Here is a 21,720-nt window from a genome sequence, read left to right on the forward strand (position 1 = left end):
CAATGAAAAAACCGGGCTGACGCCCGGTTTTTGTTTGCCCAAAGATAGCGGAGCCAGGCTCAGGCCAATTGCGCCACGGCCAGGCGCAGGTCCTGCCAGGCGCGCGCCTTCTCGCTGGGACTGCGCAACAGATAGGCGGGGTGGTAGCTGACGATTACCGGAATCTCCCGCCCTTCATCCGTCTTCAACTGGTGAACGCGGCCGCGCAGGCTGCCGATCGTGGCGTCCGTGCCCAGCAGCGTCTGGGCCGCGAAACGGCCCAGCACCAGGATCCGCTCCGGCTTGAGCAGCGCAATCTGGCGCATCAGGTACGGACTGCAGGCCGCGATTTCCTCAGGCTTGGGATTGCGATTGCCGGGCGGCCGGCACTTGATGACGTTGGTGATGAACACATCGCGCTCGCGGCTCATGGACACCGACGACAGCATGGCGTCCAGCAACTGGCCCGAGCGGCCCACGAAGGGCTGCCCCTGCCGGTCCTCTTGCTCGCCAGGCGCCTCGCCCACCACCAGCCAGCGCGTAGGTTGGCCGCCGTGGCCGAACACCGCGTTGCGGCGGCCCTTGCACAGGCCGCAGGCGGAACAGGCCACGACCTGGTCGTGCATTTCTTCCAGAGTGGAATTCCGGATCGCTTCTGCCACAGGCACGGGCGGCGGAGGCGCCGCCTCGGCCTCGGCCTTGGGAGCCGGCGGCGGCGGCGGGCCTTTGCGGTTCAGGATCGACGTCGGTATGCCGGGGCGGCCGGGAGCGGGTTCCGCAGGAGCCGCCGCGGCGGCGGGTGATGCCTCGCGCGCCGGGACCGCCGGGACCGCCGCGACCGGAGCGACAGGCTGCGGCGCAAGCGGCGCCTCGGCGACGGGATCCTGGGCCGCAGCCGGCAAAACCGGCTTGGAAACAAGGGCTTGCGCCTCGGCCGCCGGTTTGCCGGGCGCAGGGGCTGGACGCAGCCACAGCCGCTCCATGCCGATCTCGCGCAGCCAGATGCGCTGCAGCGGATTGACCCGGGGCGCGGCCGGCGGCGGCGCTATGTTGGGCTGGCTCATGCCGCCGCTCCATCCGCCGCAAAGCGCTTCTGCATGACCAGGGCATCTTCCCTGCCGCCTTTCTCGGCCGGGTAATAGCCCCGGCGCACGCCAATCTGCAGATACCCGTGCCGTTTGTAGAAGCTGACGGCCGACTCGTTGGACGGGCGCACTTCCAGCAGCACGCCCTCCATGCCGCGCTCACGCGCCTGCTGCTCGCACCAGTCCAGCAGCACGCCGCCCAGGCCCTGGCGGTGCAGCGGCTTGGCTACCGCGATCACCAGCAGGTGCGCCACGTCGGGCGCGAACATGAGCACGCAGAACCCCGCCAGCTTGCCCTCGCGCCTCAGCGCCCAGGCGCCGTAGCCTGCCGCCAGGGCGTCCGCGAAATTGCCACGGGTCCAGGGAAAGGCCTGCACGTGCGCTTCCAACGCCACGACCTCGTCCAGGTCGGCGTCGGTCATCGGTTGAGGCACCGCGGGAACCAGCGAAGGCTGGGCTTTCGGATTGCCGCCCTCGCCCCGCATGCGCTCGGCAGTGGTGAACGCCACCTTGTCGCGCACGTACAGCGGCGCGGCCAACTCGGGCGCCACGGCTTCGCCCCGCAGCCAGCCCTGCCGTCCCAAACGGGCAACGCTGGCCGCTTCCGGACGCCTGGCGTCGGCGCGGCGCCAGGCGCCGGGATATTCCATTTCGGACGCGTAGGCGTCCCAGGCATCGCCGGCCAATACCGGTTCCAGCGGCCGGCCCGCGCGCGCCGACCATGCCGGCAGGTGATGGGCGGTCCATGGCACCACTTCAGCCGCCGCGATCAGCAACGGCGCCTGCAGGACTTCCCAAGAGATTTCGCCATCTGAAACGTCCGTCTGGCGGTAGACGGCCAGATAGACCTCATTCATGCGGGCGTCCAGCGCCACCACGATCGCGTCCGCCGGCGTGGCCTCCACCTGTGCGGCGACCGCCTGATGAGAGACAATGGGAAGTACGGGGATGCCCAGGCCGAGGCCCATGCCTTGCGCCACTCCGCAGGCCACCCGCAGGCCGGTAAATCCGCCCGGCCCCTGGCCGAAAGCCACGGCGTGCAAGGCGGCTGGCGCCAGTCCGGACGCCGCCAGCAGTTCGTTGGCCATGGGCAAGAGCCGTTCCGCGTGCTCCTGGGAACCCTCGTGTTCCCTGACGCTGACCTCCAGGCGGCCATCGGCCGCCCGCAACAGGGCCACGCCGCAACGGGACGAAGAAGTTTCCAAAGCCAGCAGGTTTAGTTCCATAGATGCAGATTGTACGAAATACCGCGACTCCGCCCCCGGTTATCAGGGGGATGCGAGGGGGATTTCAACCATGGTTCGCAATGTGTAATATCTTGTGAACGCCCACTAGCCGCTGGTTCTTGCCACTGTTACATTTCCGGCCATGAATACGCAAAACACCACCCCCACCCGAAAAATCCTCGTCGTCGACGATGATCCGCGCTTGCGCGATTTGCTGCGTCGGTACTTATCCGAGCAGGGATTCAACGTTTTCGTTGCCGAAGACGCCAAAGAGATGGGCAAACTCTGGCAACGCGAGCATTTCGACCTGCTCGTGCTGGATCTGATGCTGCCTGGAGAAGATGGCCTGTCCATCTGTCGCCGGCTGCGCGGTGGTCACGACAATACCCCCATCATCATGCTGACGGCCAAGGCGGAAGAAATCGACCGCATCGTCGGCCTGGAAATGGGCGCGGACGACTACCTGTCCAAGCCGTTCAACCCCCGGGAACTGCTGGCGCGTATCAACGCGATCCTGCGCCGCCGCGGCACCGAGGAACATCCCGGCGCCCCCAGCCAGGAAAACGAGTCCATCGCCTTCGGCCCCTACACGCTGAACCTGTCCACCCGCACGCTCACGCGCAACGGCGAACAGGTGCCCATCACCACCGGCGAATTCTCGGTGCTGAAGGTGTTCGCACGCCACCCCAAGATCCCGCTGTCGCGCGACAAGCTCATGGAACTGGCGCGCGGCCGCGAATACGAAGCCTTCGATCGTAGCCTGGACGTGCAGATCTCGCGCCTGCGCAAGCTGATCGAACCGAATCCGTCCAAGCCCGTATTCATCCAGACCGTCTGGGGTCTCGGATACGTGTTTGTGCCGGACGGTGGTAGCTGACCGACTCGCCCGCCCCGGGCAGGAGCGCAGCCTCGTGCCCCGCTTGCGCAGAACCTTCAGGAACCTGACATCACGTTTGCGGCTCGGCTTGTTCGGCCGCACGTTCCTGTTGCTCGCCGCGCTGATGCTCGTCAGCCTGGGCGCGTGGCTACAAGTATTCTTCAGCATGGAGCTGGGACCGCGCGCCAACCAAATGGCGCAGCGGGTGATCACGGCCGTCAATATCACGCGCACCGCGCTGATCTACTCGCATAACGACGAGCGCAGCAAGCTGCTGCTGGATCTGGCCACCAACGAAGGCATCCAGGTCTATCCGCGCGAAGTCACCGACTTCGCCGAAGCCCTCCCCGACGACGATTACTGGCAACGCGTTGCCCAGCACATCCGCACGCGCTTCGGCCCGGAAACGCAGATTGCCTGGGGCGTCAACCAGGTGCCCGGCTTCTGGGTCAGCTTCCAGATAGAAAAAGACCTGTATTGGCTGGTGTTCGAGCGCGAGCAGATCGGCCTGACGGGCGGGATCGAATGGCTGGGCTGGGGCGCCACGGCGCTATTGCTGTCGCTGGTGGGCGCCGCAGTCAGCGTGGGCTTCGTCAACCGGCCGCTGTCGCGGCTGGCCCGGGCCGCCCAGGTGCTGTCGCGGGGCGAAACCCCCGCCGCCCTGCCCGAGCAGGGACCACTGGAAATCCGCGACCTGAACGCCTCGTTCAACCGCATGGCCAAGGACCTCAGACAGGCGGAGGCCGACCGCGAGCTGATGCTGGCGGGTATCTCGCACGACCTGCGCACGCCGCTTGCGCGCATGCGGCTGGAAATCGAGTTGAGCGGCGTATCCGAGGACGCCCGCCAGGCCATCGACGAAGACCTGGGCCAGATCGACCACAGTATCGGCCAGTTGATGGAGTACGCGCGTCCCGCCGGCACGTTGCCGCAGCTGGCCACGGACATCTCCGCGGTGCTGGCCGAGCTCTACGAACGCGAACGCAGCCATACCGCATCCCTGGGCGGGGAGCTGGACGCCACGCTGGAGCCGGGCCTGCGCGCCCGCATCACGGCGCTCGACCTCAAGCGCATCGTCAGCAACCTGATCGAGAACGCCCGCCGCTACGGCCGTTCGGCCGATGGCATGGCGCATCTCGTCATGACACTGCAAGCTGAAGGCTCCATGATCGTGATCGAGGTGTCCGACCGCGGTCCCGGCATCGCGCCGGAAGATGTCGACCGCCTGTTGCGGCCGTTCTCGCGCGGCGAAGCCGCGCGCACTGGCGTCAGCGGCGCGGGGCTGGGCCTGGCCATCGTCGAACGCCTGCTCAAGCATGTCGGCGGCTCGTTGCGCATGCTGCCGCGCGAGGGCGGCGGCCTGACCGCAAGGATAGAGTTGCCCAAAGCAAAATTTAGGAATTATCAATTAGACAACGAGAATCCATAGCGTAGAATTAAGGTTTGAGGCGCAGCCTTAATTCCACCAACAACTGGGAGTAAACATGAAAACTGTTGGCGACAAACTCGAACCCTTCAAGGTCACCGGCGTCAAGCCCGGCTTCAACCAGCACGAAGAAAACGGCGTGTCGGCGTTTGAAGACATCACCGAAAGCTCGTTCCCCGGCAAGTGGAAGGTCATCTACTTCTACCCGAAAGACTTCACGTTTGTTTGCCCGACCGAAATCGTCGGCTTCAACAAGCTGGCCAAGGATTTCGAAGACCGCGACGCCGTCCTGCTGGGCGGCTCGAGCGACAACGAATTCGTCAAGCTGGCATGGCGCCGTGAGCACCCGGACCTCAACAAGCTGGGTCACTACCAGTTCGGCGACACCACCGGCGCTCTGATCGACCAGCTGGGCGTGCGTGAAAAGGGCGCTGGCGTTGCCCTGCGCGCCACCTTCATCGTTGATCCGGACAACACGATCCAGCACGTTTCGGTGAACAACCTGAACGTCGGCCGTAACCCGGAAGAAGTTCTGCGTCTGCTCGACGGTCTGCAAACCGACGAGCTGTGCCCGTGCAACCGTACGGTTGGCGGCGCCACGCTGTAATTTCCAGCCCGGCCCGGGACCCGATTGCGGGTCCTGCGCTGGGCTTTAACTGCTCTAGATTATAGGTAAAAGCTATGGAATTTCTTACGACCATTAAGGAACAACTGCCGGATTGGGCCAAGGATATCCGCCTGAATCTGGACGCCGTGATCGCCCGCTCGACGCTGGCTCCTGAAGATGCCGTCGGCGCCGCGCTGTCCGCCGCCTACGCCGCGCGCAGCCCGGTGCTGGTCGAAGCCTTCAAGAGCGGCCTGTCCGAAGGCGACGCCAACGCCGCGCTGACGGCCTCGGCCCTCATGGGCATGAACAACACCTGGTATCCGTACGTCGAAATGACTGGCGACGCCCAATTGAAGAGCCTGCCGGCCCAGTTGCGCATGAACGCCTACGCCACCCACGGCGGCGTGGAAAAGAAGCGCTTCGAGCTGTTCGCCCTGGTGGCCTCCATCATCGGCAAGTGCCACTTCTGCGTGGCCTCGCACTACGAAAACCTGAAGAATGACGGCCTGTCGACCGAGCAGCTGCGCGATGCCGGCCGCATCGCCGCCGTGGTCAACGCTGCCGCCCTGGCGCTGGCTGCCCAAGGCAAGTAAGCCTCCGTCCGGCAAAAAAAAGCCCGCCTGCGTAACCGCAGGCGGGCTTTTTATTTACGTCGCCGACCGTTTATTTCTTCGGCATGCTCGACGTGGTGGGCAGGCCGTTCGCGACCCACGCCTCGACGCCGCCGCGGTACCAGTACACGGTCCAGCCCAGCGTGCCGGCGCGCAGCGCCGCGTTGTAGGCGGAACGATCGTTCATGCCGGCGCCCAGGACCACGACGGGCGCCTTGCGATCGCCACCGTTGTTCTTCAACAGCCAGGCGTCGAAGCCTTGCTGCAGGTGATCCGTAACGCTGCCGTCCGAACCCGCATCGGTCAGCGGATAGCCGATAGGCACCGTGTCGCGCAGCCCGCTGGTATCGACGATGAGGAGATTCTTGTCTTTCTTGATCATCCCGACCAGGTCGGCGGTCGTGATCACCTGGGCCCGGTAGATCTTGTTGGGCGTCGGCCCCTTGTACGGCGCGGTGAACAGCATGGTCGTGGCCGGCACGCCAAAGTCCTTCAGCTCGTCGATGGCGCTGGCGGGCAGGCCCTGCCCCGGCTGCGCCGGCTGCTGCCGCGGCGCAGCCGAGCCCGGAGCCGCCCCTGCCTGAGCGACCTCGCCGCCCACGGTGCCCATCTCGATGTCGGAAATCATCACCGCGATGTTTTCGATCAGCTCATAGCACATGGTGATCGAGCCTTCGCGCGGGCTGTACCAGGCATTGAGCTGGCCGCAGTCCTTGAACACCACGTTGACCGGGCGCGGCAGCACGTAGCGTTCGCCCAGCAGCTTGATGTTGTTCGAGATCGCTTCGGACAGATTGTTCGCAAACAAGTTGCCGATCTTGCGCTTGGACGGCTGGAACACCACCTTCACCGGCGCGCCGGGCGCATTCGCCGGCTGCTGGCCTTCGGGCGTCCAGGTGCCCACGCGCGTGTGAGGCGCCAGGATCTTGTTCCAGGCGCGGTTCTGCTTGTTGAATTCATCCGCGCAACGCGCCCGGGTCCGGTCCTCCAGCCCGACGTGTTTGGCAATGGACTCGAACACGGCGGGGTTGCCGCCGTACATGATGCAGAGCATGTTGCGAAAACGCTTCAGGTCGCCAGTGTGCTCGTCTTGCCAGGCCGAGGAGGCATCGGCCCCCCTGCGCTCGGCCACCTTGCCGCTGTAGTACCACTGCAAGGCCGCGTACTTTGCCGCGTCCTGCGCCATGGTGTTCACTTCCTTGTTGTCCGACGGATACATGGTCGGCTCGACGATCTGCAGCGCCGAATAGATGTCGACCGCGTCCTCTTCCGCCCCCGTCGAGGGCAGCTCCAGCTCGCCGATCAGGGCGTGCCCGAACTCGTGCATGAAGATGCTGCGCATGATGCCGATGTACACCGACACAATGCGCATGGTGTCGCCGCCAAAGCGCGGATAGGGGCCTTCCCCCGGCAAGGCAGGGTTGTAGTCACCGCCACCCTGTCCAGCGGCCGGAGCCTGCGCCTGGGGCTTTTGCGCCGTGCCCCCGCCTGCGTTGCCGCCGCGCGCGGGCAAGGTGCCGGCCGCCGGCGCCGCGGCGGATTGGCCGCCGGTCATCGTGATCTTGAAATCGGCAACGCCGAAGGTGCCTACGTCGTAGGCCATGATTCCCAACTCGGCGCCCGTGGCGGGCTCATTGCTGACATCGCCGATCTGCTGGCCGTTGACGATGAAACGGGCCGCGCCGGGCAGCTCGACCACTCTGATGCGGTCGGTACCGTCCAGCTTCGCTACGTTGGGCAGCGCAGCGATGTCGCGGCGATCCTTCCCCTGCAGACAGAACAGCAGCGTATTCTTGTCGGCCGTGAGTTCGAGCAGGCACAGGCTCTTGTTGGCGCGGTTGCTCAGCGCCACGCCGATGGACGCTTTCGGATTCGGCGACTTGACGACCACATTGACGTCGGTCACCCGGCCCGATTCCGGCGCCGGCCCGACATTCATGTACAGCGTCTGTTCGCTGTCGGCCTTGTTCGCGTTGTGCAGGGTGAACCATCCATCCTGCACGCCGGCGGTCCAGCCCTCAAGCATCTGCTGCTTGACCGCGCCGGCCAGCGGGCCGAGCTGCTGCTCGTACTGCGCATGCGCGGGCAGGCTTACCGCGCTGAAGATGGAAGCCAGGGCGATGCCACGTAAATGCATCCGAATGTCTCAGTAGTCGAAATGAAGTAGCGCAGAATATGCCAGATCAATCCGACCCGCTTATTCATTTGTTAAAGATGTATCAAAACCAAATGAATTGCGGAGGATATGCGAAAGCCCCTTGCCCGCGGGCCCCGCGGCGGGCTAGGAAATCCGCCCCAATAGCGCCACCACCGTCGCCGCGATGCCTTCCTTGCGGCCCAGGTACCCCAGGCCTTCGTTGGTCTTGGCCTTGATGTTGACCTCGGTCTCGGCCAGCCCGGTATCCGCGGCGATGTTCTTCACCATGGCCGGCGCGTGCGGACCGATCTTGGGCGCCTGCGCGTGCAGCGTGGCATCGATGTTCACCGGCGTCCAGCCCGCGGCGCGCACGCGCGCCATGGCCTCGCGCAGCAGCACGCGGCTGTCGGCGCCCTTGAAGGCCGGGTCGGTATCCGGAAAGTGGCGGCCGATGTCGCCCAGGCCGGCGGCGCCCAGCAGCGCGTCGGTAATTGCGTGCAGCAGCACGTCTGCGTCCGAATGCCCCAGCAAGCCATGCGTGTGGGGAATCGTGACGCCGCCGATGATCAGCGGGCGGCCCTCGACCAGCGCGTGCACGTCGAAACCCTGGCCGACGCGAAAAGGAATACTCATAGCCATTTTTCCATCAGTTCAAAATCGTCCGGCCACGTCACCTTGAAATTGCGCATGGCGCCGGGCACCAGCAGCGGCGCATAGCCCGCCGCCTCGATGGCCGAGGCCTCGTCGGTGACGGCCGCGCCGCTCACCGAGGCCGCCGTCAGCGCATCGCGCAGCACGCCGGCCCGGAACATCTGCGGGGTCTGCGCCAGCCACAGGCCATTGCGGTCCAGCGTGCGCTCCACACGCTCGTGACCGGCCTTGACGGTGTCGGCCACGGGCAGCGCCAACAGGCCGCCCACGGGATCCGCCAGGCAGGCGTCGATCAGGCGGCCCAGCGCCGTTGCCGGCAGCCCGGGGCGCGCGGCGTCATGCACCAGCACCCAGGTATCGTCGGCCACGCCGCTGTCGGCCAGCGCACCCGCCACGGTATCCGCGCGGGTCGCGCCGCCGCAGGCGCGCCACACCGTGCGCGGCAGGCCGGCCAGCGCGGCATCGACCCAGCCGTCTCCGGGCGTCACGGCCACCCGCACCTGCGAGATGCGTTCATCGGCCAGCAGCGCGCATACCGCATGGCGCAGCATGGGCTGTCCGGACAGCGGACGGTATTGCTTGGGCACGGTTTCATGCCCGGGGCGGCTGGCGCGGGCCCCTACGCCCGCAGCGGGCACGATTGCAATGAGGGAGGCAGACATGGTGCGGTGATTTTATAATCTTCCGCTTGATGCCTGCTCCCAGCCTGATGCCAGCCCCCTCTGCCCCCGCCACCTTCGCGCCTCCCGTCCCCGCTACGGCCCCCACCCTGTCCGCGCTGAAGGCCGGCGCGCGCTATGCGCAGCCGCGCCCCCCAGGGTCCGGCGACGCCTGGCTGCTGGCGGACCTGGCGCGGCAGGCCTCGGCGCCGCTGGTCATCCTGACCGCCGAGCCGGTCGAGGCCCAGCGCCTGGCCGAGGAAATCCAGCTGTTCGCTCCGGACCTGCGTGTGCGCCAGCTGCCCGACTGGGAAACGCTGCCCTACGACGCCTTCTCGCCGCACCAGGACCTGATTTCGGAACGCCTGCACACGCTGCACTCGCTGATGACCAAGTCGGTGGACGTGCTGACGGTGCCGGTCACCACGGCGTTGTACCGGCTGGCGCCGCCCTCTTTCCTGGCGGCCTACACCTTTTCCTTCAAGCAGAAGGACAAGCTCAACGAAGCCGCGCTGCGCGCCCAGCTGACCCTGGCCAACTACAACCACGTCACCCAGGTAACGGCGCCCGGCGAATTCTGCCTGCGCGGCGGCCTGATCGACCTGTTCCCGATGGGCTCGGTGGTGCCCTACCGCCTGGACCTGTTCGACGACGAGATCGAGACCATCCGCAGCTTCGACGTGGACACGCAACGCAGCCTGTACCCGGTGCGTGAAGTGCAGCTGCTGCCCGGCCGCGAATTCCCTATGGACGAAGACGCGCGCAACCGCTTCCGGGCGCGCTTCCGTGAAGTCTTCGAGGGCGACCCCTCGCGCGCGCTGCCCTACAAGGACATCGGCAACGGCATTCCGTTCGCTGGCGTCGAGTACTACCTGCCGCTCTTCTTCGAGGAAACGGCGACGCTATTCGACTACCTGACGGAAGGCACGGTCACCGTCACCGTGGGCGACATCGACGACGCCATCCAGCGCTTCAACCAGGACACCTCCAGCCGCTACGGCTTCCTAAAGAGCGACCGCGAACGGCCGGTGCTGCCGCCCTCCGAACTGTTCCTGGACAACGAGACGCTCTACGCACGGCTGAAGGATTTCCGCCGGCTGTCGCTGACTGCCGGCCAGCCGCATCCGGACTTCCGGGCGGCGCCCGACGTGAGCGTGGCGCGGCGTTCTGAAGATCCCATCGCCAAGCTGCGCGCGCTGGTGCAGGCCGGCCAGACGCGCGTGCTGCTGTGCGCCGACTCCGCCGGCCGGCGCGAGACCCTGGTGCAGATGCTCAACGAGTTCGGCGTCACGCCTGACGCGCAGCCCGACACCATCGAAGCCTTCCTCGCTTCGGACGCCCATTTCGGCATCGTCGCCGCACCGCTGTCCACAGGCTTCGGGCTGCCCCAGGCCAATCTGGCCTTCCTCACCGAAAACGACCTGTACCCGGGCCTTGCCACCACCGGCCGCCGCGGCAAGCGCGACCAGGAACGCGCCAGCAACGTCGAAGCCATGGTGCGCGACCTGTCCGAGCTGCGCGCGGGCGACCCAGTGGTCCATGCGCAGCATGGCATCGGCCGCTACCACGGCCTGGTCAACATGGACATGGGCGAAGGCGGGATGGAGTTCCTCCATCTGGAATACGCCAACGGCAGCACGCTTTACGTGCCGGTGTCGCAGCTGCACGTGATCGCCCGCTACAGCGGCGCCGATCCGGAGGCCGCGCCGTTGCATCAATTGGGCTCCGGCCAATGGGACAAGGCGCGCCGCAAGGCCGCCCGGCAGGTCCGCGACACTGCCGCCGAACTGCTGGCCCTGTACGCCCAGCGCGCCGCACGCGAAGGCTACGCCTTCAACCTGCCGCTCAACGACTACCAGGCGTTCGCCGAGGGCTTCGGCTTCGAGGAAACGGCCGACCAGGCCGCCGCCATCGAAGCCGTCATCGCTGACATGACCTCCGGCCGCCCCATGGACCGCCTGGTCTGCGGCGACGTGGGCTTCGGCAAGACCGAGGTCGCGCTGCGCGCCGCCTTCCTGGCCGTGGCCAATGGCAAGCAGGTCGCCCTGCTCTGCCCCACCACGCTGCTGGCCGAACAGCATGCACAGACCTTCTCCGACCGCTTCGCCGACTGGCCTGTGAAGGTCGTGGAGCTGTCGCGCTTCCGTTCGGCCAAGGAAGTCTCCGCCGCCATCGAAGGCATCAACGACGGCCGCGTGGACATCGTCATCGGCACCCACAAGATCCTGTCCAAGGACGTGAAGTTCAAGCGCCTTGGCCTGGTCATCATCGACGAAGAGCACCGCTTCGGCGTGCGCCAGAAGGAAGCTTTGAAGGCGCTGCGCGCCGAGGTCGACGTGCTGACGCTGACCGCCACGCCCATTCCGCGCACGCTGGGCATGTCGCTGGAAGGCATACGCGACTTCTCCGTCATCGCCACCGCGCCGCAAAAGCGCCTGGCCATCAAGACCTTCGTGCGGCGCGAGGACGGCAGCACCCTGCGCGAAGCGCTCTTGCGCGAACTCAAGCGCGGCGGCCAGTGCTACTTCCTGCACAACGAAGTCGAGACCATCCACAACCGCCGCGCCCGCCTGGAAGAACTGGTGCCCGAAGCCCGCATCGCCGTGGCCCACGGCCAGATGCCCGAGCGCGAGCTGGAACAGGTGATGAAGGGCTTCTACCAGCAGCGTTACAACGTGCTGTTGTGCACCACCATCATCGAAACCGGCATCGACGTGCCCAGCGCCAACACCATCGTGATCCACCGGGCCGACCGCTTCGGGCTGGCCCAGTTGCACCAGCTGCGCGGCCGCGTCGGGCGCTCGCATCACCAGGCCTACGCCTACCTGCTGACGCCCGGCGAAGACGCCATCACCAACAACGCCAAGAAGCGCCTGGAAGCCATCCAGGCCATGGAAGAGCTGGGCTCGGGCTTCTACCTGGCCATGCACGATCTGGAGATCCGCGGCACGGGCGAAGTGCTGGGCGATTCGCAGTCCGGCAACATCCAGGAAGTGGGTTTCTCGATGTACAACGAGATGCTCAACGAAGCGGTGCGCGCGCTGCGCGCCGGTGAAGAGCCCGACCTGGACGCGCCCTTCAACCTGGCCTGCGAAGTCAATCTGCACGCCCCGGCGCTGCTGCCGTCCGACTATTGCGCCGACGTCCATGCCCGCCTGGGCATCTACAAGCGCCTGGCGCACGCTGCGGACGAAGACGATCTGATCCACATCCAGGAAGAACTGATCGACCGTTTCGGCAAGCTGCCCGAGGCCGCGCAGACGCTGCTCGCCACGCACCGCCTGCGCCTGGCGGCCCAGCCCCTGGGCATCGTCAAGATCGACGCCAGCGAAACCCAGGCGCTGCTGCAGTTCGGCCCCAAGACCTCGGTCGATCCCGGCAAGATCATCGAACTGGTGCAACGCCAGCGCCACATCAAACTGGCGGGACAGGATAAATTGCGGGTTGAGATCAAGGCCGCGCAGATTCCTGCCCGCGCCGATGCCGTGCGCGCCGTGCTGCGCGCCTTGAAGTAACCGTCAAACCACACTGATTTCTATGACCACCCATCACCTTGTCGTCCAATCCCCCGGCCTGACCGTGGAACATGCTGAACAGTTGGCGGCCCTGGCCCAGGCGCAAGGCGTCGCGCGCATCAGCGCCACTGCCGCCCGCCTGCTCGACGTGCAGCACGACGACTCGACCCGCGCCGACGTCGTGGGCTGGGCAGAACGCCATGGCGTCGACACCGCCTTCCTGCCCGCAGGCCTGAAGCTGTCCGGGTGCAAGGTGCTGGCCATGGACATGGACTCCACGCTGATCAACATCGAGTGCATCGACGAGATCGCCGGCGTGGCGGGCCTGAAGGACAAGGTCTCCGAAATCACCGAGGCCGCGATGCGCGGCGAGATCAAGGACTTTTCCGAAAGCCTGCGCCGCCGCGTCGCCCTGCTCGAAGGCGTGCCGGCCGATGCGCTGGAACAGGTCTATGCGGACAAGCTGCGTCTGAACCCCGGCGCCGAACGCCTGATCACCACGGCCCAGGCGGCCGGCATCAAGGTGCTGCTGGTCTCTGGCGGTTTCACTTTCTTCACCGAACGCCTGCGCCAGCGCCTGAACCTCGACAGCGCGCACGCCAACACCCTGGAAATCGCCAATGGCGTGCTGACCGGCAAGGTCTTGGGCGACATCCTCGATGCCGACGCCAAGGAAGCCCACCTGCGCGAGTTCGCCCGCCAGCACGGCGCCTCCCAGGAGCAGATCATCGCCATGGGCGACGGCGCCAATGATCTGAAGATGCTGGGCATCGCCGGCTTCCCCGTCGCGTACCACGCCAAGCCGCTGGTGCGTCAGCAGACGCGTTATGCGCTGAATGTGTCGGGGCTGGACGGGGTGCTGAACTGGTTCGAGAGCTGATCGCGCCACGCCCGGCGCCTGTGCTCGCAGCCGGCGGCCAAGCATGAAAAAAGCCACCTCGCGGTGGCTTTTTCATTGCAGCGGCGTATCAGTACCGCACGCGCAGCGAAAGCAGCGCAGCCCGGCCAGTACCCAGCGCCGCATAGTGCGCCGCATAGGCCTTGGTGTAGTACGTTTCGTCGAAAATATTCAGCACGTTCAACTGCGCCGACATGTGGTCGTTGAATTCATACGCGGCCATGGCGTCGAAGCGCCAGTAGGAAGGCACCCAGCGCGCCTTGGGCGAGCCGTCGGCGTTCTTGGTCGCGTCCGAATTGCCGTACACCTTGTCCACGTAGTAGGCGCCGCCGCCGACCGTCAGCTTGGGCAACACCTTGTAGGTGGTCCACAGGCTGAAGGCATTGCGCGGGGTATTGGGCAGGTCCTGGCCCACGGCGCCGCTGTTGTAGGCGCCCTTGGTCATTTCGCTGTCCATGAAGGTGTAGCCGCCGAACACGTTCCACTTGGGCGTGATGCTGCCCGAGAAGCCCAGTTCGATGCCGCGCACCTTGGCTTCGCCGACCTGTGCGGTCTCGGTGGCCGAAACGGCCACGCTGGTGTTCTTGCGGATGTCCTGGAAGGCCGCCGCCGACAGCGTCAGGCGGTCATCGAACACCTGCCACTTCGTGCCGAGTTCCACCGTACGGCTCTTCTCAGGCTCGAGCGACTGGTTCGAGACCGACACGGCGTCGCTGATCGCGCTGGAGGCGATGGCCGACGGCGTGGACGAAGTGCCATACGTCGCGTAGATGGTGCCGTTGGGCGCCGGCTTGTAGGCCAAGCCAACCTGGTAGTTGAAGAGATTGTCCTCGCGGCTGGTGCTGTAGAACGCCGGGGTGCTTGCCGGGTCGTTCCGGCCCTTGGCGATGTTGCTGCCGCTGGTGCGGTAGTTGTCCCAGCGCAAGCCCAGGCTGGCCTGCCATTGTTCGTTGAACTTGATCGTGTCGAAGCCGTAGAGCGCGACCGTATCCGTGTTGTAGCGCGCGGGATTGTTGTTGCGCTGCAGATGGCCAGGGTAGTAAGTACCCGGGTCCGGATCCCACAGCGAAGCGCACAGCGCCGGGTTGGCGTAGGTGTTCTTGCCATTGGCCGTGCCAGTCACGCAACCGCTGGTGCCGGCGGGAACGCCCGACTCGGTGTAGCCGTCCTTGTCTTGCTTGATATTGCTGTACTCGAAGCCCAGGTCGAACGAGTGCTTCAGGCTGCCGGTATCGAACTCGCCCGTCAGGTTGGTCTGGTTGGCGAAGCTCTTGGTGACGTAATAGCCCGACTTGAGCGCCCGGTACACCAGGCCATTCGGAATGTTGCCCTTGCTGTCGTCGGGGTTGGTCGCAGCAAAGTCGGTCGTGCCGCGGCCGTAGCGTGTCACGTTGCGCAGCTGCAGCTTGTCGGAGAAGTCGTGCTGGAAGTCCACCGTCGCAACGTCGTCGCGGGTCTTCATGAAATCGCGGCCCTTCAGGCCATAGAAGCTCTTGCGGCTCACGCCCATGGTCTCCGTCACCGGCTGACCCGTTTTCGGGTCATACGGGATGGAGTAATCCGGCATGCTGTCGTCTTGGTAGTGGTAGTAGCTCAGCGTGATGCGGGTCGGCGTGCCCACGCCCAAGGTCAGCGAGGGCGCCACGCCCCAGCGCTCGAAGTCCACCGCGTCGTCGCGACCCGGCGCATCGCCCTTGTTGCCCATGACGTTCAAGCGGAACGCGGCCTTGTCGGCCAGGCGCCAGTTGCTGTCGATCGTCGCGCGGTAGTTGTTGTCCGTGCCGATCTGCGCCGTGGCTTCCGTGAAGTCGGTGGCCTTGGGCGTCTTGCTGACCATGTTGATGCTGCCGCCCGCGCCGCCGCGGCCGGAGTAGACCGAGTCCGGCCCCTTGATGACTTCGACCTGTTCCAGGTTGAAGGTGTCGCGCACCTGCGTGCTGGAATCGCGGATGCCGTCCAGGAAGATGCTGCCGGCGGAGTTCTGGCCACGGATGATGGGCAGGTCGCCGCCCGGGCGGCCGCCTTCGCCTGCGCCAAACGTGATGCCGGGCGAGTTGCGCAGGACGTCCTGCAGCGTGGACGCGGCCTGGTCCTGGATCACCTGCTTCGGCACGACCTGCACCGTGCGCGGGGTGTCCAGCAGAGGCGCCGTGAACTTCGGCGACTGCGCCGTGGAGGTCTGGTACGACGACCCCTCACCCTCCACGCGCACGGGCGCAAGTTGCGTCACGCCCGAATCCGCGGATTGGGCGGCGGCGTACGGGCTGATGAACAACGCGGGGGCCGCTATCGCGGCGGCCAGGGAGGTAGTGAGCGTATTCAGCGAATACGTATCTTGGGGCTTCAAACCAGCTTCTCCGAATGTAAATAGCAACGATTCTTGTTTTTTTACCGGTTGCGATTGTGAACTCGAGGGCTGAACGGAACCTGAAAAATAGCTTTACGCTCACATAAAATGAAAAAAAACAACACTAAATACTTATAGGGTCAATACCGAACTTTCGCGCGGTGCGGCTAGTGGGTTCAGCCTCGCGCCCCCACAGGCTCTCACGCTACGGAATGCCGATGGAGACGCCCGGAAGGGCCTCTGGGAAGCCAAAGCGCATAAGAGAGGACATTCCCTCATTGCGCAAAAAAAAACGCCCCGCGGGGCGTTTTTCATGCACGAACCAAGCTGCCTTCAGGTGCGCAGGCGCGGGTGCCGTTTGAACAGATAACGGTACACGAACCCCGGATAAGCCAGCACCAGATACAGGCTCAGGGTGATCGCGTAGAACTCCCAGGTCTGGGAAAACCGGTTGCCCAGCGTGGATTCGAACGCGAAACCGAGCGCGCCGACGATGGCATAGAACACCAGCACTTCGATCAGGCGCATCCAGAACGGCTTGACTGCCGCCACTCCGCCCTGCTTCCAGGGCATGACGGCGAAAACCCGCTCCGTCAGGAACGGGAGATTCGCGCTGACCAGGGCCAGCGCGATCAGCAGCCATACCGCCAGAGTCTGGTTCATGGCCCCGTTTTCCGCTTACAGGCTGAGCGAGCTGCGGATGGCCTGCACGCACAGGGCCATCAGGCCGCCCGGCAGGATGCCCAGGATCAGGATCAGTGCGCCGTTGACCGACAGCACGCCGCGCTGGCCGCAGGTGGCGACCATCGGCGCGGCATCGGCGGCCGGCTCGTCGAAGTAAACGACCTTGACCACGCGCAGGTAGTAGAACGCGCCGATCAGCGAGAACAGCACCGCGATCACGGCCAGCGTCACGTGGCCGGCGCTGACCAGCGCCTGCAGCACGGCCAGCTTGGCGTAGAAGCCCACCAGCGGCGGAATGCCGGCCAGCGAGAACATCAGCAGCAGCACGATGGCGGCATGCCAGGGGCTGCGGCGGTTCAGGCCCTTCAGGTCGTCGATGTGTTCGCACTCGAAACCTTGGCGCGACAGCAGCAGCACGATGCCGAAGCTCGCCAGCGTGGTCAGCACGTAGGTCAGCATGTAGAACAGCGAGGCGCCGTAGGCGGCCGACGACAGTTCCGGCTTGCCCGCGACCGAACCGGACATCAGGCCCAGCAGCACGAAGCCCATGTGCGAGATGGTCGAGTAGGCCAGCATGCGCTTGAAGTTGGTCTGCGCGATGGCCGTCAGGTTACCGATGGCCAGCGACAGCACCGCCAGGATCATCAGCATCGGCTGCCAGTCGGCGGCCAGGCCGTGCAGGCCATCGACCAGCAGGCGCAGCGTGATGGCGAATGCAGCCAGCTTGGGCGCGCCGCCCAGGATCAGGGTGACGGCGGTGGGCGAACCTTGGTAGACGTCCGGAACCCACATGTGGAACGGCACGGCGCCGAGCTTGAACGCCAGGCCCGACACCAGGAACACGATGCCGAACACCAGGGCCAGCTTCTCGGCCTTGCCCGCGGCGATGACCTTGGACACTTCGGCCAGATCCAGGTGGCCGGTTGCGCCGTAGATCATGGACATGCCGTACAGCAGGAAGCCCGAGGCCAGCGCGCCCAGCACGAAGTACTTCATGGCGGCTTCGGTGGCGACGACGTTGTCGCGGCGCAGCGCGATCAGCGCGTACAGCGCCAGCGACATCAGCTCCAGGCCCAGGTAGATGGAGATCAGATTCCCGGAGGAGATCATGACCATCTGGCCCAGCAGGGCGAACAGCGTCAGGACGTAGAGTTCGCCGCCGCGCATCATGTCGCGCAATTGCGCGTAGACGCGGCCATAGACCAGGGTCGCGGCCACGGCGATGTAGGACGCGATCTTGAGCAGATGCGACAGTTCGTCGGTAACGTACAGGCCGTTGAAGGTCGAACCAACAACGCCGTTCTTCCATTGCAGGGCCGACACGACGGTCAGCACGCCCAATGCAAGCATGGTCAGCAGAAACGTCGGCTTGCGCTCGGGGTGATTGCTGACCGCGTCGACGAGCAGGATAGCCAGGCCGAAAACCAGCAGGAGGATTTCCGGTGTCGCCAGGGCGAAATCGATTTGGGATTGCATCATTGTCTTGTCTTACAGTTTCGAGACGGCAACGTGTTGCAGCAGGGCCTCCACCGAAACGTGCATCACGTCGGTGAAGGGCTTGGGATAGATCCCCATGTACAACACGGCGATCGCCATCACGCCAAGAATCACAAACTCGCGGCGGTTGATATCGGTCAGCTCGCGCACGTGGTCGTTGGCGACGTCGCCCAGGACCACACGCTTGACCATCCACAGCGAATACGAAGCGCCCAGAATCAGGGCGGTCGCCGCCAGCAGGCCGATCCAGAAGTTGTGCTCGACCGCGCCCATGATCACCATGAACTCGCCAACGAAACCGCTGGTGGCCGGCAGGCCGCTGTTGGCCATCGAGAACAGGATGAAGAAGGTGGCGAAACGCGGCATGACGTTGACCACGCCGCCGTAGTCGGCGATGCGGCGCGAGTGCATGCGGTCATAGAGCACGCCGATACACATGAACATGGCGCCCGACACGAAGCCGTGCGAGATCATCTGCACGATGGCGCCTTCGACGCCGGCCGTGTTGAAGATAAAGAAACCCAGCGTCACGAAACCCATGTGGGCGACGGACGAATAGGCCACCAGCTTCTTCATGTCATCCTGGACGATCGCGACCAGGCCGATGTAGATCACGGCGACCAGCGACAGCGTGATCATCAGGCCGGCCAGGCTGTGCGAGGCGTCGGGAGCGATCGGCAGCGAGAAGCGCAGGAAACCGTAGGCGCCCAACTTCAGCATGATCGCGGCCAGCACGATGGAGCCGCCGGTGGGAGCTTCGACGTGAGCGTCGGGCAACCACGTGTGGACCGGCCACATCGGCACCTTGACGGCAAAGGCCGCCAACAGGGCCACGAAGATCAGGATCTGCGGGGTGTAGCCCAGCTTGGTCTGCTGCCAGGTCAGGATGTCGAACGAGCCGCCCGACACGTTCCACAGGTACACGAAGGCGACCAGCGTCAGCAGCGAGCCCATCAGCGTGTACAGGAAGAACTTGAACGCCGCGTACACGCGGTTCGGGCCGCCCCAGACGCCGATGATGATGTACATCGGGATCAGCGTGGCTTCGAAGAACACGTAGAACAGCATGCCGTCCAGCGCGCAGAACACGCCCACCATCAGACCCGACAGGATCAGGAAGGCGGCCATGTACTGGGACACGCGGCTGGTGATGACTTCCCAGCCGGCCAGCACCACGATGATGGTGATGAAGGCGGTCAGGAGCACGAACCACATCGAGATGCCGTCGATGCCCAGGTGGTAATTGACGTTGAAGGCCTCGATCCAGGAGGTCTTCTCCACGAACTGCATCTTGGCCGTGGTGGAGTCGAAACCGGTGTACAGCGGGATCGTGACGAGGAAACCGGCGATTGAGCCGACGAGCGACAGGCCGCGCGTCAGGCCGGGACGGTCGTCACGGCCCACCGCCAGCACCAGCAGGCCGAATACGATCGGGACAAAGATCGCAAGCGTGAGCCAGGGGAAAGTGTTGGATGCCATCTCGCTTGCCATCATTGGGGAATCAGCACAAAGAAAGTCACCAGCGCCATGATGCCGATGATCATCGCGAACGCGTAGTGATAGATGAAGCCGGACTGCAGGTGACGGCTGACCGCTGCCACCCAGCCCACCACACGGGCGCTGCCGTTGATCAGCAGGCCGTCGATGATGCCGCGGTCACCGGTCTGCCACAGGCCACGGCCCAGGCAGCGCAAGCCACGGGCGATGATCTGCTCGTTGACCCAATCCACGTAGTACTTGTTCTCGAGCACCTTGTTGATGCCGGACAGGCTGGACTGGATCTTGGCCGGAACCTTGGGATTGATCAGGTAGCAGTACCAGGCGATGACCGCGCCAGCCACGACCAGCCAGAACGGAACCGTCTGGAAGGCGTGCAGGCCGAAGGCCACCCAGCCGTGCCACTCTTCATGCAGCTCGTGCATGGCGGGATGCTGCGGCAGGACCTTGATGACGCCGTCGAAGAACTTGCCGAACAGCATCGGATCGACCACCAGGGCGCCGATGATGACCGACGGGATCGCCAGCAGCACCAGCGGCAGCGTGACCACCCAGGGCGACTCATGCGGCTTGCCGCCATGATGGCCGTGGTCGTCGTGGCCGTGATCGTCGTGGCCATGACCATGGCCGTGGTCGCTGGTGTCGAAACGTTCCTTGCCGTGGAAGACCAGGAAGTACACGCGGAACGAGTACAGCGAGGTCACGAACACGCCGATCAGGGTCGAGTAGTACGCGAAGTTCGCGCCCCAGACGTTTGCGGCGCCGGCGGCCTCGATGATGTGTTCCTTCGAGTAGAAGCCCGAGAAGAACGGCGTGCCGACCAGGGCCAGCGTGCCCAGCAGGAAGGTGATCCAGGTGATGGGCATGTACTTGCGCAGGCCGCCCATGTTGCGGATATCCTGGTCATGGTGCATGCCGATGATGACGGAGCCCGCGCCCAGGAACAGCAGCGCCTTGAAGAACGCGTGCGTCATCAGGTGGAAGATCGCGACCGAGTAGGCCGAAGCGCCCAGCGCGACCGTCATGTAGCCCAGCTGCGACAGCGTGGAATACGCGACCACGCGCTTGATGTCGTTCTGGATGATGCCCAGGATGCCCAGGAACAGCGCGCCGATGGCGCCGATCACGATGATGAAGGACAGCGCCACGTCGGACAGTTCGAACAGCGGCGAGAAACGCGCGACCATGAAGATGCCGGCCGTCACCATGGTGGCGGCGTGGATCAGCGCGGAAATCGGGGTCGGGCCTTCCATCGAGTCAGGCAGCCAGGCGTGCAGCGGAACCTGGGCCGATTTGCCCATGGCGCCGATGAACAGGCAGATGCAGGCGACCGTCAGCAGCATCCAGTCGGAACCGGGCAGCGTCAGCGTGGCCAGCTTGTCGGCCTGGGCGAAGACTTCGCCGTAATGCATGGTGCCGGCGTAAGCGAACAGCAGGCCGATGCCCAGCACAAAGCCGAAGTCGCCGACGCGGTTGATCAGGAACGCCTTCATGTTGGCGAAGATCGCCGTGGGACGGGTGTACCAGAAGCCGATCAGCAGGTACGACACCAGGCCCACCGCTTCCCAGCCGAAGAACAGCTGCACCATGTTGTTCGACATCACCAGCATGAGCATGGAGAACGTGAACAGCGAGATGTACGAGAAGAAGCGCTGGTAGCCGGGATCATCCGCCATGTAGCCGATGGTGTAGATGTGCACCATCAGCGACACGGAAGTCACCACGACCATCATCATGGCCGACAGGGGATCGATCAGGAAGCCGATTTCCAGCTTGGTCTGGCCGATCAGGCTCCAGGTGTAGACCGCGCCGTCGAAGCGCAGGCCGTTGAGCACGTCGTTCAGCACCACCACCGAACCGATGGTGGAGATGAGCACGCCCAGGATGGTGATCATGTGCGAAGCACGGCGGCCGATGGGACGGCCCAGGAACCCGGTGCCGAAGAGGCCCGCGAGAATCGCCCCGGCCAGCGGAGCCAGCGCGATGAGCAAGTAGAGATTGGGTGAGCTAGACATTTTCTTCCA

16 protein-coding genes are annotated in these 21,720 nt (G+C 65.0%); 6 read left to right on the top strand and 10 right to left on the bottom strand.

Annotation, left to right across the window (positions count from 1 at the left end):
- Nucleotides 1-59 precede the first annotated feature (59 nt).
- Together AC1RHV_RS22320 and tsaB are read right to left on the bottom strand one after the other, a co-directional pair.
- Entirely contained in the window at nt 60-1,043 is a 984-nt protein-coding gene (locus tag AC1RHV_RS22320; RefSeq protein WP_175164314.1) for a uracil-DNA glycosylase, read from the bottom strand.
- Nucleotides 1,040-2,290, bottom strand: a complete 1,251-nt coding sequence (tsaB, locus tag AC1RHV_RS22325; RefSeq protein WP_054450515.1) for a tRNA (adenosine(37)-N6)-threonylcarbamoyltransferase complex dimerization subunit type 1 TsaB — start codon at nt 2,288-2,290, stop codon at nt 1,040-1,042. The genes AC1RHV_RS22320 and tsaB overlap by 4 nt, the downstream gene beginning before the upstream one ends.
- 142 nt (nt 2,291-2,432) lie before the next feature.
- On the opposite strand from tsaB, the gene risA reads away from it, so the two are divergent.
- From risA to AC1RHV_RS22345, 4 genes are all read left to right on the top strand, one after another.
- The gene (gene risA, locus AC1RHV_RS22330) at nt 2,433-3,167 is read left to right on the top strand and encodes a response regulator transcription factor RisA (protein WP_013392162.1); all 735 of its coding nucleotides are present in this window, start codon (nt 2,433-2,435) and stop codon (nt 3,165-3,167) included.
- Nucleotides 3,168-3,201: 34 nt separating this feature from the next.
- Nucleotides 3,202-4,596 (top strand): sensor histidine kinase RisS, encoded by a 1,395-nt coding sequence (risS, locus tag AC1RHV_RS22335; RefSeq protein WP_059374934.1) that lies wholly within the window; start codon nt 3,202-3,204, stop codon nt 4,594-4,596.
- Nucleotides 4,597-4,651: 55 nt separating this feature from the next.
- Nucleotides 4,652-5,200 (top strand): peroxiredoxin, encoded by a 549-nt coding sequence (locus AC1RHV_RS22340; protein ID WP_006389231.1) that lies wholly within the window; start codon nt 4,652-4,654, stop codon nt 5,198-5,200.
- A gap of 74 nt (nt 5,201-5,274) precedes the next feature.
- Entirely contained in the window at nt 5,275-5,793 is a 519-nt protein-coding gene (locus AC1RHV_RS22345) for a carboxymuconolactone decarboxylase family protein (RefSeq protein ID WP_042796792.1), read from the top strand.
- 70 nt (nt 5,794-5,863) lie between these two features.
- Here AC1RHV_RS22345 and AC1RHV_RS22350 read toward each other — a convergent pair whose 3' ends face one another.
- The 3 genes from AC1RHV_RS22350 to ispD all read right to left on the bottom strand — a co-directional run bounded on the left by AC1RHV_RS22350 (nt 5,864) and on the right by ispD (nt 9,261).
- On the bottom strand, nt 5,864-7,948 hold the full coding sequence (locus AC1RHV_RS22350; RefSeq protein WP_192329912.1) for a DUF4344 domain-containing metallopeptidase: 2,085 nt from the start codon (nt 7,946-7,948) through the stop codon (nt 5,864-5,866).
- A 144-nt stretch (nt 7,949-8,092) separates the two neighbouring features.
- On the bottom strand, nt 8,093-8,581 hold the full coding sequence (gene ispF, locus AC1RHV_RS22355) for a 2-C-methyl-D-erythritol 2,4-cyclodiphosphate synthase (protein ID WP_054450511.1): 489 nt from the start codon (nt 8,579-8,581) through the stop codon (nt 8,093-8,095).
- Entirely contained in the window at nt 8,578-9,261 is a 684-nt protein-coding gene (gene ispD / locus AC1RHV_RS22360; RefSeq protein ID WP_054450509.1) for a 2-C-methyl-D-erythritol 4-phosphate cytidylyltransferase, read from the bottom strand. Before ispD ends, ispF begins: the two co-directional genes overlap by 4 nt.
- Before the next feature lie 29 nt (nt 9,262-9,290).
- Between ispD and mfd the strand changes: the two genes are divergently transcribed.
- Together mfd and serB are read left to right on the top strand one after the other, a co-directional pair.
- Complete coding sequence (mfd, locus tag AC1RHV_RS22365; RefSeq protein WP_175159647.1) at nt 9,291-12,773, top strand: transcription-repair coupling factor; 3,483 nt, start codon at nt 9,291-9,293, stop codon at nt 12,771-12,773.
- 22 nt (nt 12,774-12,795) lie between these two features.
- On the top strand, nt 12,796-13,653 hold the full coding sequence (serB, locus tag AC1RHV_RS22370) for a phosphoserine phosphatase SerB (protein WP_175213932.1): 858 nt from the start codon (nt 12,796-12,798) through the stop codon (nt 13,651-13,653).
- 88 nt (nt 13,654-13,741) lie between these two features.
- Here the strand turns inward: serB and AC1RHV_RS22375 are convergent, their stop codons facing one another.
- The 5 genes from AC1RHV_RS22375 to nuoL form a co-directional block, all read right to left on the bottom strand.
- Nucleotides 13,742-16,018 carry a TonB-dependent receptor gene (locus AC1RHV_RS22375; protein WP_119449061.1) on the bottom strand — a complete coding sequence of 759 codons (2,277 nt, stop codon included), beginning with the start codon at nt 16,016-16,018 and terminating at the stop codon, nt 13,742-13,744.
- A 333-nt stretch (nt 16,019-16,351) separates the two neighbouring features.
- Nucleotides 16,352-16,681 carry a DUF2818 family protein gene (locus tag AC1RHV_RS22380; RefSeq protein ID WP_054450498.1) on the bottom strand — a complete coding sequence of 110 codons (330 nt, stop codon included), beginning with the start codon at nt 16,679-16,681 and terminating at the stop codon, nt 16,352-16,354.
- Nucleotides 16,682-16,696: 15 nt separating this feature from the next.
- Nucleotides 16,697-18,181 carry an NADH-quinone oxidoreductase subunit NuoN gene (nuoN, locus tag AC1RHV_RS22385; protein WP_119449060.1) on the bottom strand — a complete coding sequence of 495 codons (1,485 nt, stop codon included), beginning with the start codon at nt 18,179-18,181 and terminating at the stop codon, nt 16,697-16,699.
- Between the two features lie 9 nt (nt 18,182-18,190).
- Nucleotides 18,191-19,693, bottom strand: coding sequence for an NADH-quinone oxidoreductase subunit M (locus tag AC1RHV_RS22390; protein ID WP_054450494.1), 1,503 nt, complete (start codon nt 19,691-19,693; stop codon nt 18,191-18,193).
- The gene (gene nuoL, locus AC1RHV_RS22395) at nt 19,690-21,711 is read right to left on the bottom strand and encodes an NADH-quinone oxidoreductase subunit L (protein WP_054450492.1); all 2,022 of its coding nucleotides are present in this window, start codon (nt 21,709-21,711) and stop codon (nt 19,690-19,692) included. Before nuoL ends, AC1RHV_RS22390 begins: the two co-directional genes overlap by 4 nt.
- Between the last annotated feature and the right edge of the window lie 9 nt (nt 21,712-21,720).

It is taken from the genome of Achromobacter sp. GW823-FHT04E03 (genome assembly GCF_058796095.1).

Excerpts from the sequence above, each read along its gene's own strand:
- AC1RHV_RS22320 (WP_175164314.1), bottom strand. The coding sequence starts at position 1,043 with ATGAGCCAGCCCAACATAGCGCCGCCGCCGGCCGCGCCCCGGGTCAAT.
- tsaB (WP_054450515.1), bottom strand. The coding sequence starts at position 2,290 with ATGGAACTAAACCTGCTGGCTTTGGAAACTTCTTCGTCCCGTTGCGGC.
- risA (WP_013392162.1), top strand. The coding sequence starts at position 2,433 with ATGAATACGCAAAACACCACCCCCACCCGAAAAATCCTCGTCGTCGAC.
- AC1RHV_RS22340 (WP_006389231.1), top strand. The coding sequence starts at position 4,652 with ATGAAAACTGTTGGCGACAAACTCGAACCCTTCAAGGTCACCGGCGTC.
- AC1RHV_RS22345 (WP_042796792.1), top strand. The coding sequence starts at position 5,275 with ATGGAATTTCTTACGACCATTAAGGAACAACTGCCGGATTGGGCCAAG.
- AC1RHV_RS22350 (WP_192329912.1), bottom strand. The coding sequence starts at position 7,948 with ATGCATTTACGTGGCATCGCCCTGGCTTCCATCTTCAGCGCGGTAAGC.
- ispF (WP_054450511.1), bottom strand. The coding sequence starts at position 8,581 with ATGAGTATTCCTTTTCGCGTCGGCCAGGGTTTCGACGTGCACGCGCTG.
- ispD (WP_054450509.1), bottom strand. The coding sequence starts at position 9,261 with ATGTCTGCCTCCCTCATTGCAATCGTGCCCGCTGCGGGCGTAGGGGCC.
- mfd (WP_175159647.1), top strand. The coding sequence starts at position 9,291 with ATGCCTGCTCCCAGCCTGATGCCAGCCCCCTCTGCCCCCGCCACCTTC.
- serB (WP_175213932.1), top strand. The coding sequence starts at position 12,796 with ATGACCACCCATCACCTTGTCGTCCAATCCCCCGGCCTGACCGTGGAA.
- AC1RHV_RS22380 (WP_054450498.1), bottom strand. The coding sequence starts at position 16,681 with ATGAACCAGACTCTGGCGGTATGGCTGCTGATCGCGCTGGCCCTGGTC.
- nuoN (WP_119449060.1), bottom strand. The coding sequence starts at position 18,181 with ATGATGCAATCCCAAATCGATTTCGCCCTGGCGACACCGGAAATCCTC.
- AC1RHV_RS22390 (WP_054450494.1), bottom strand. The coding sequence starts at position 19,693 with ATGATGGCAAGCGAGATGGCATCCAACACTTTCCCCTGGCTCACGCTT.
- nuoL (WP_054450492.1), bottom strand. The coding sequence starts at position 21,711 with ATGTCTAGCTCACCCAATCTCTACTTGCTCATCGCGCTGGCTCCGCTG.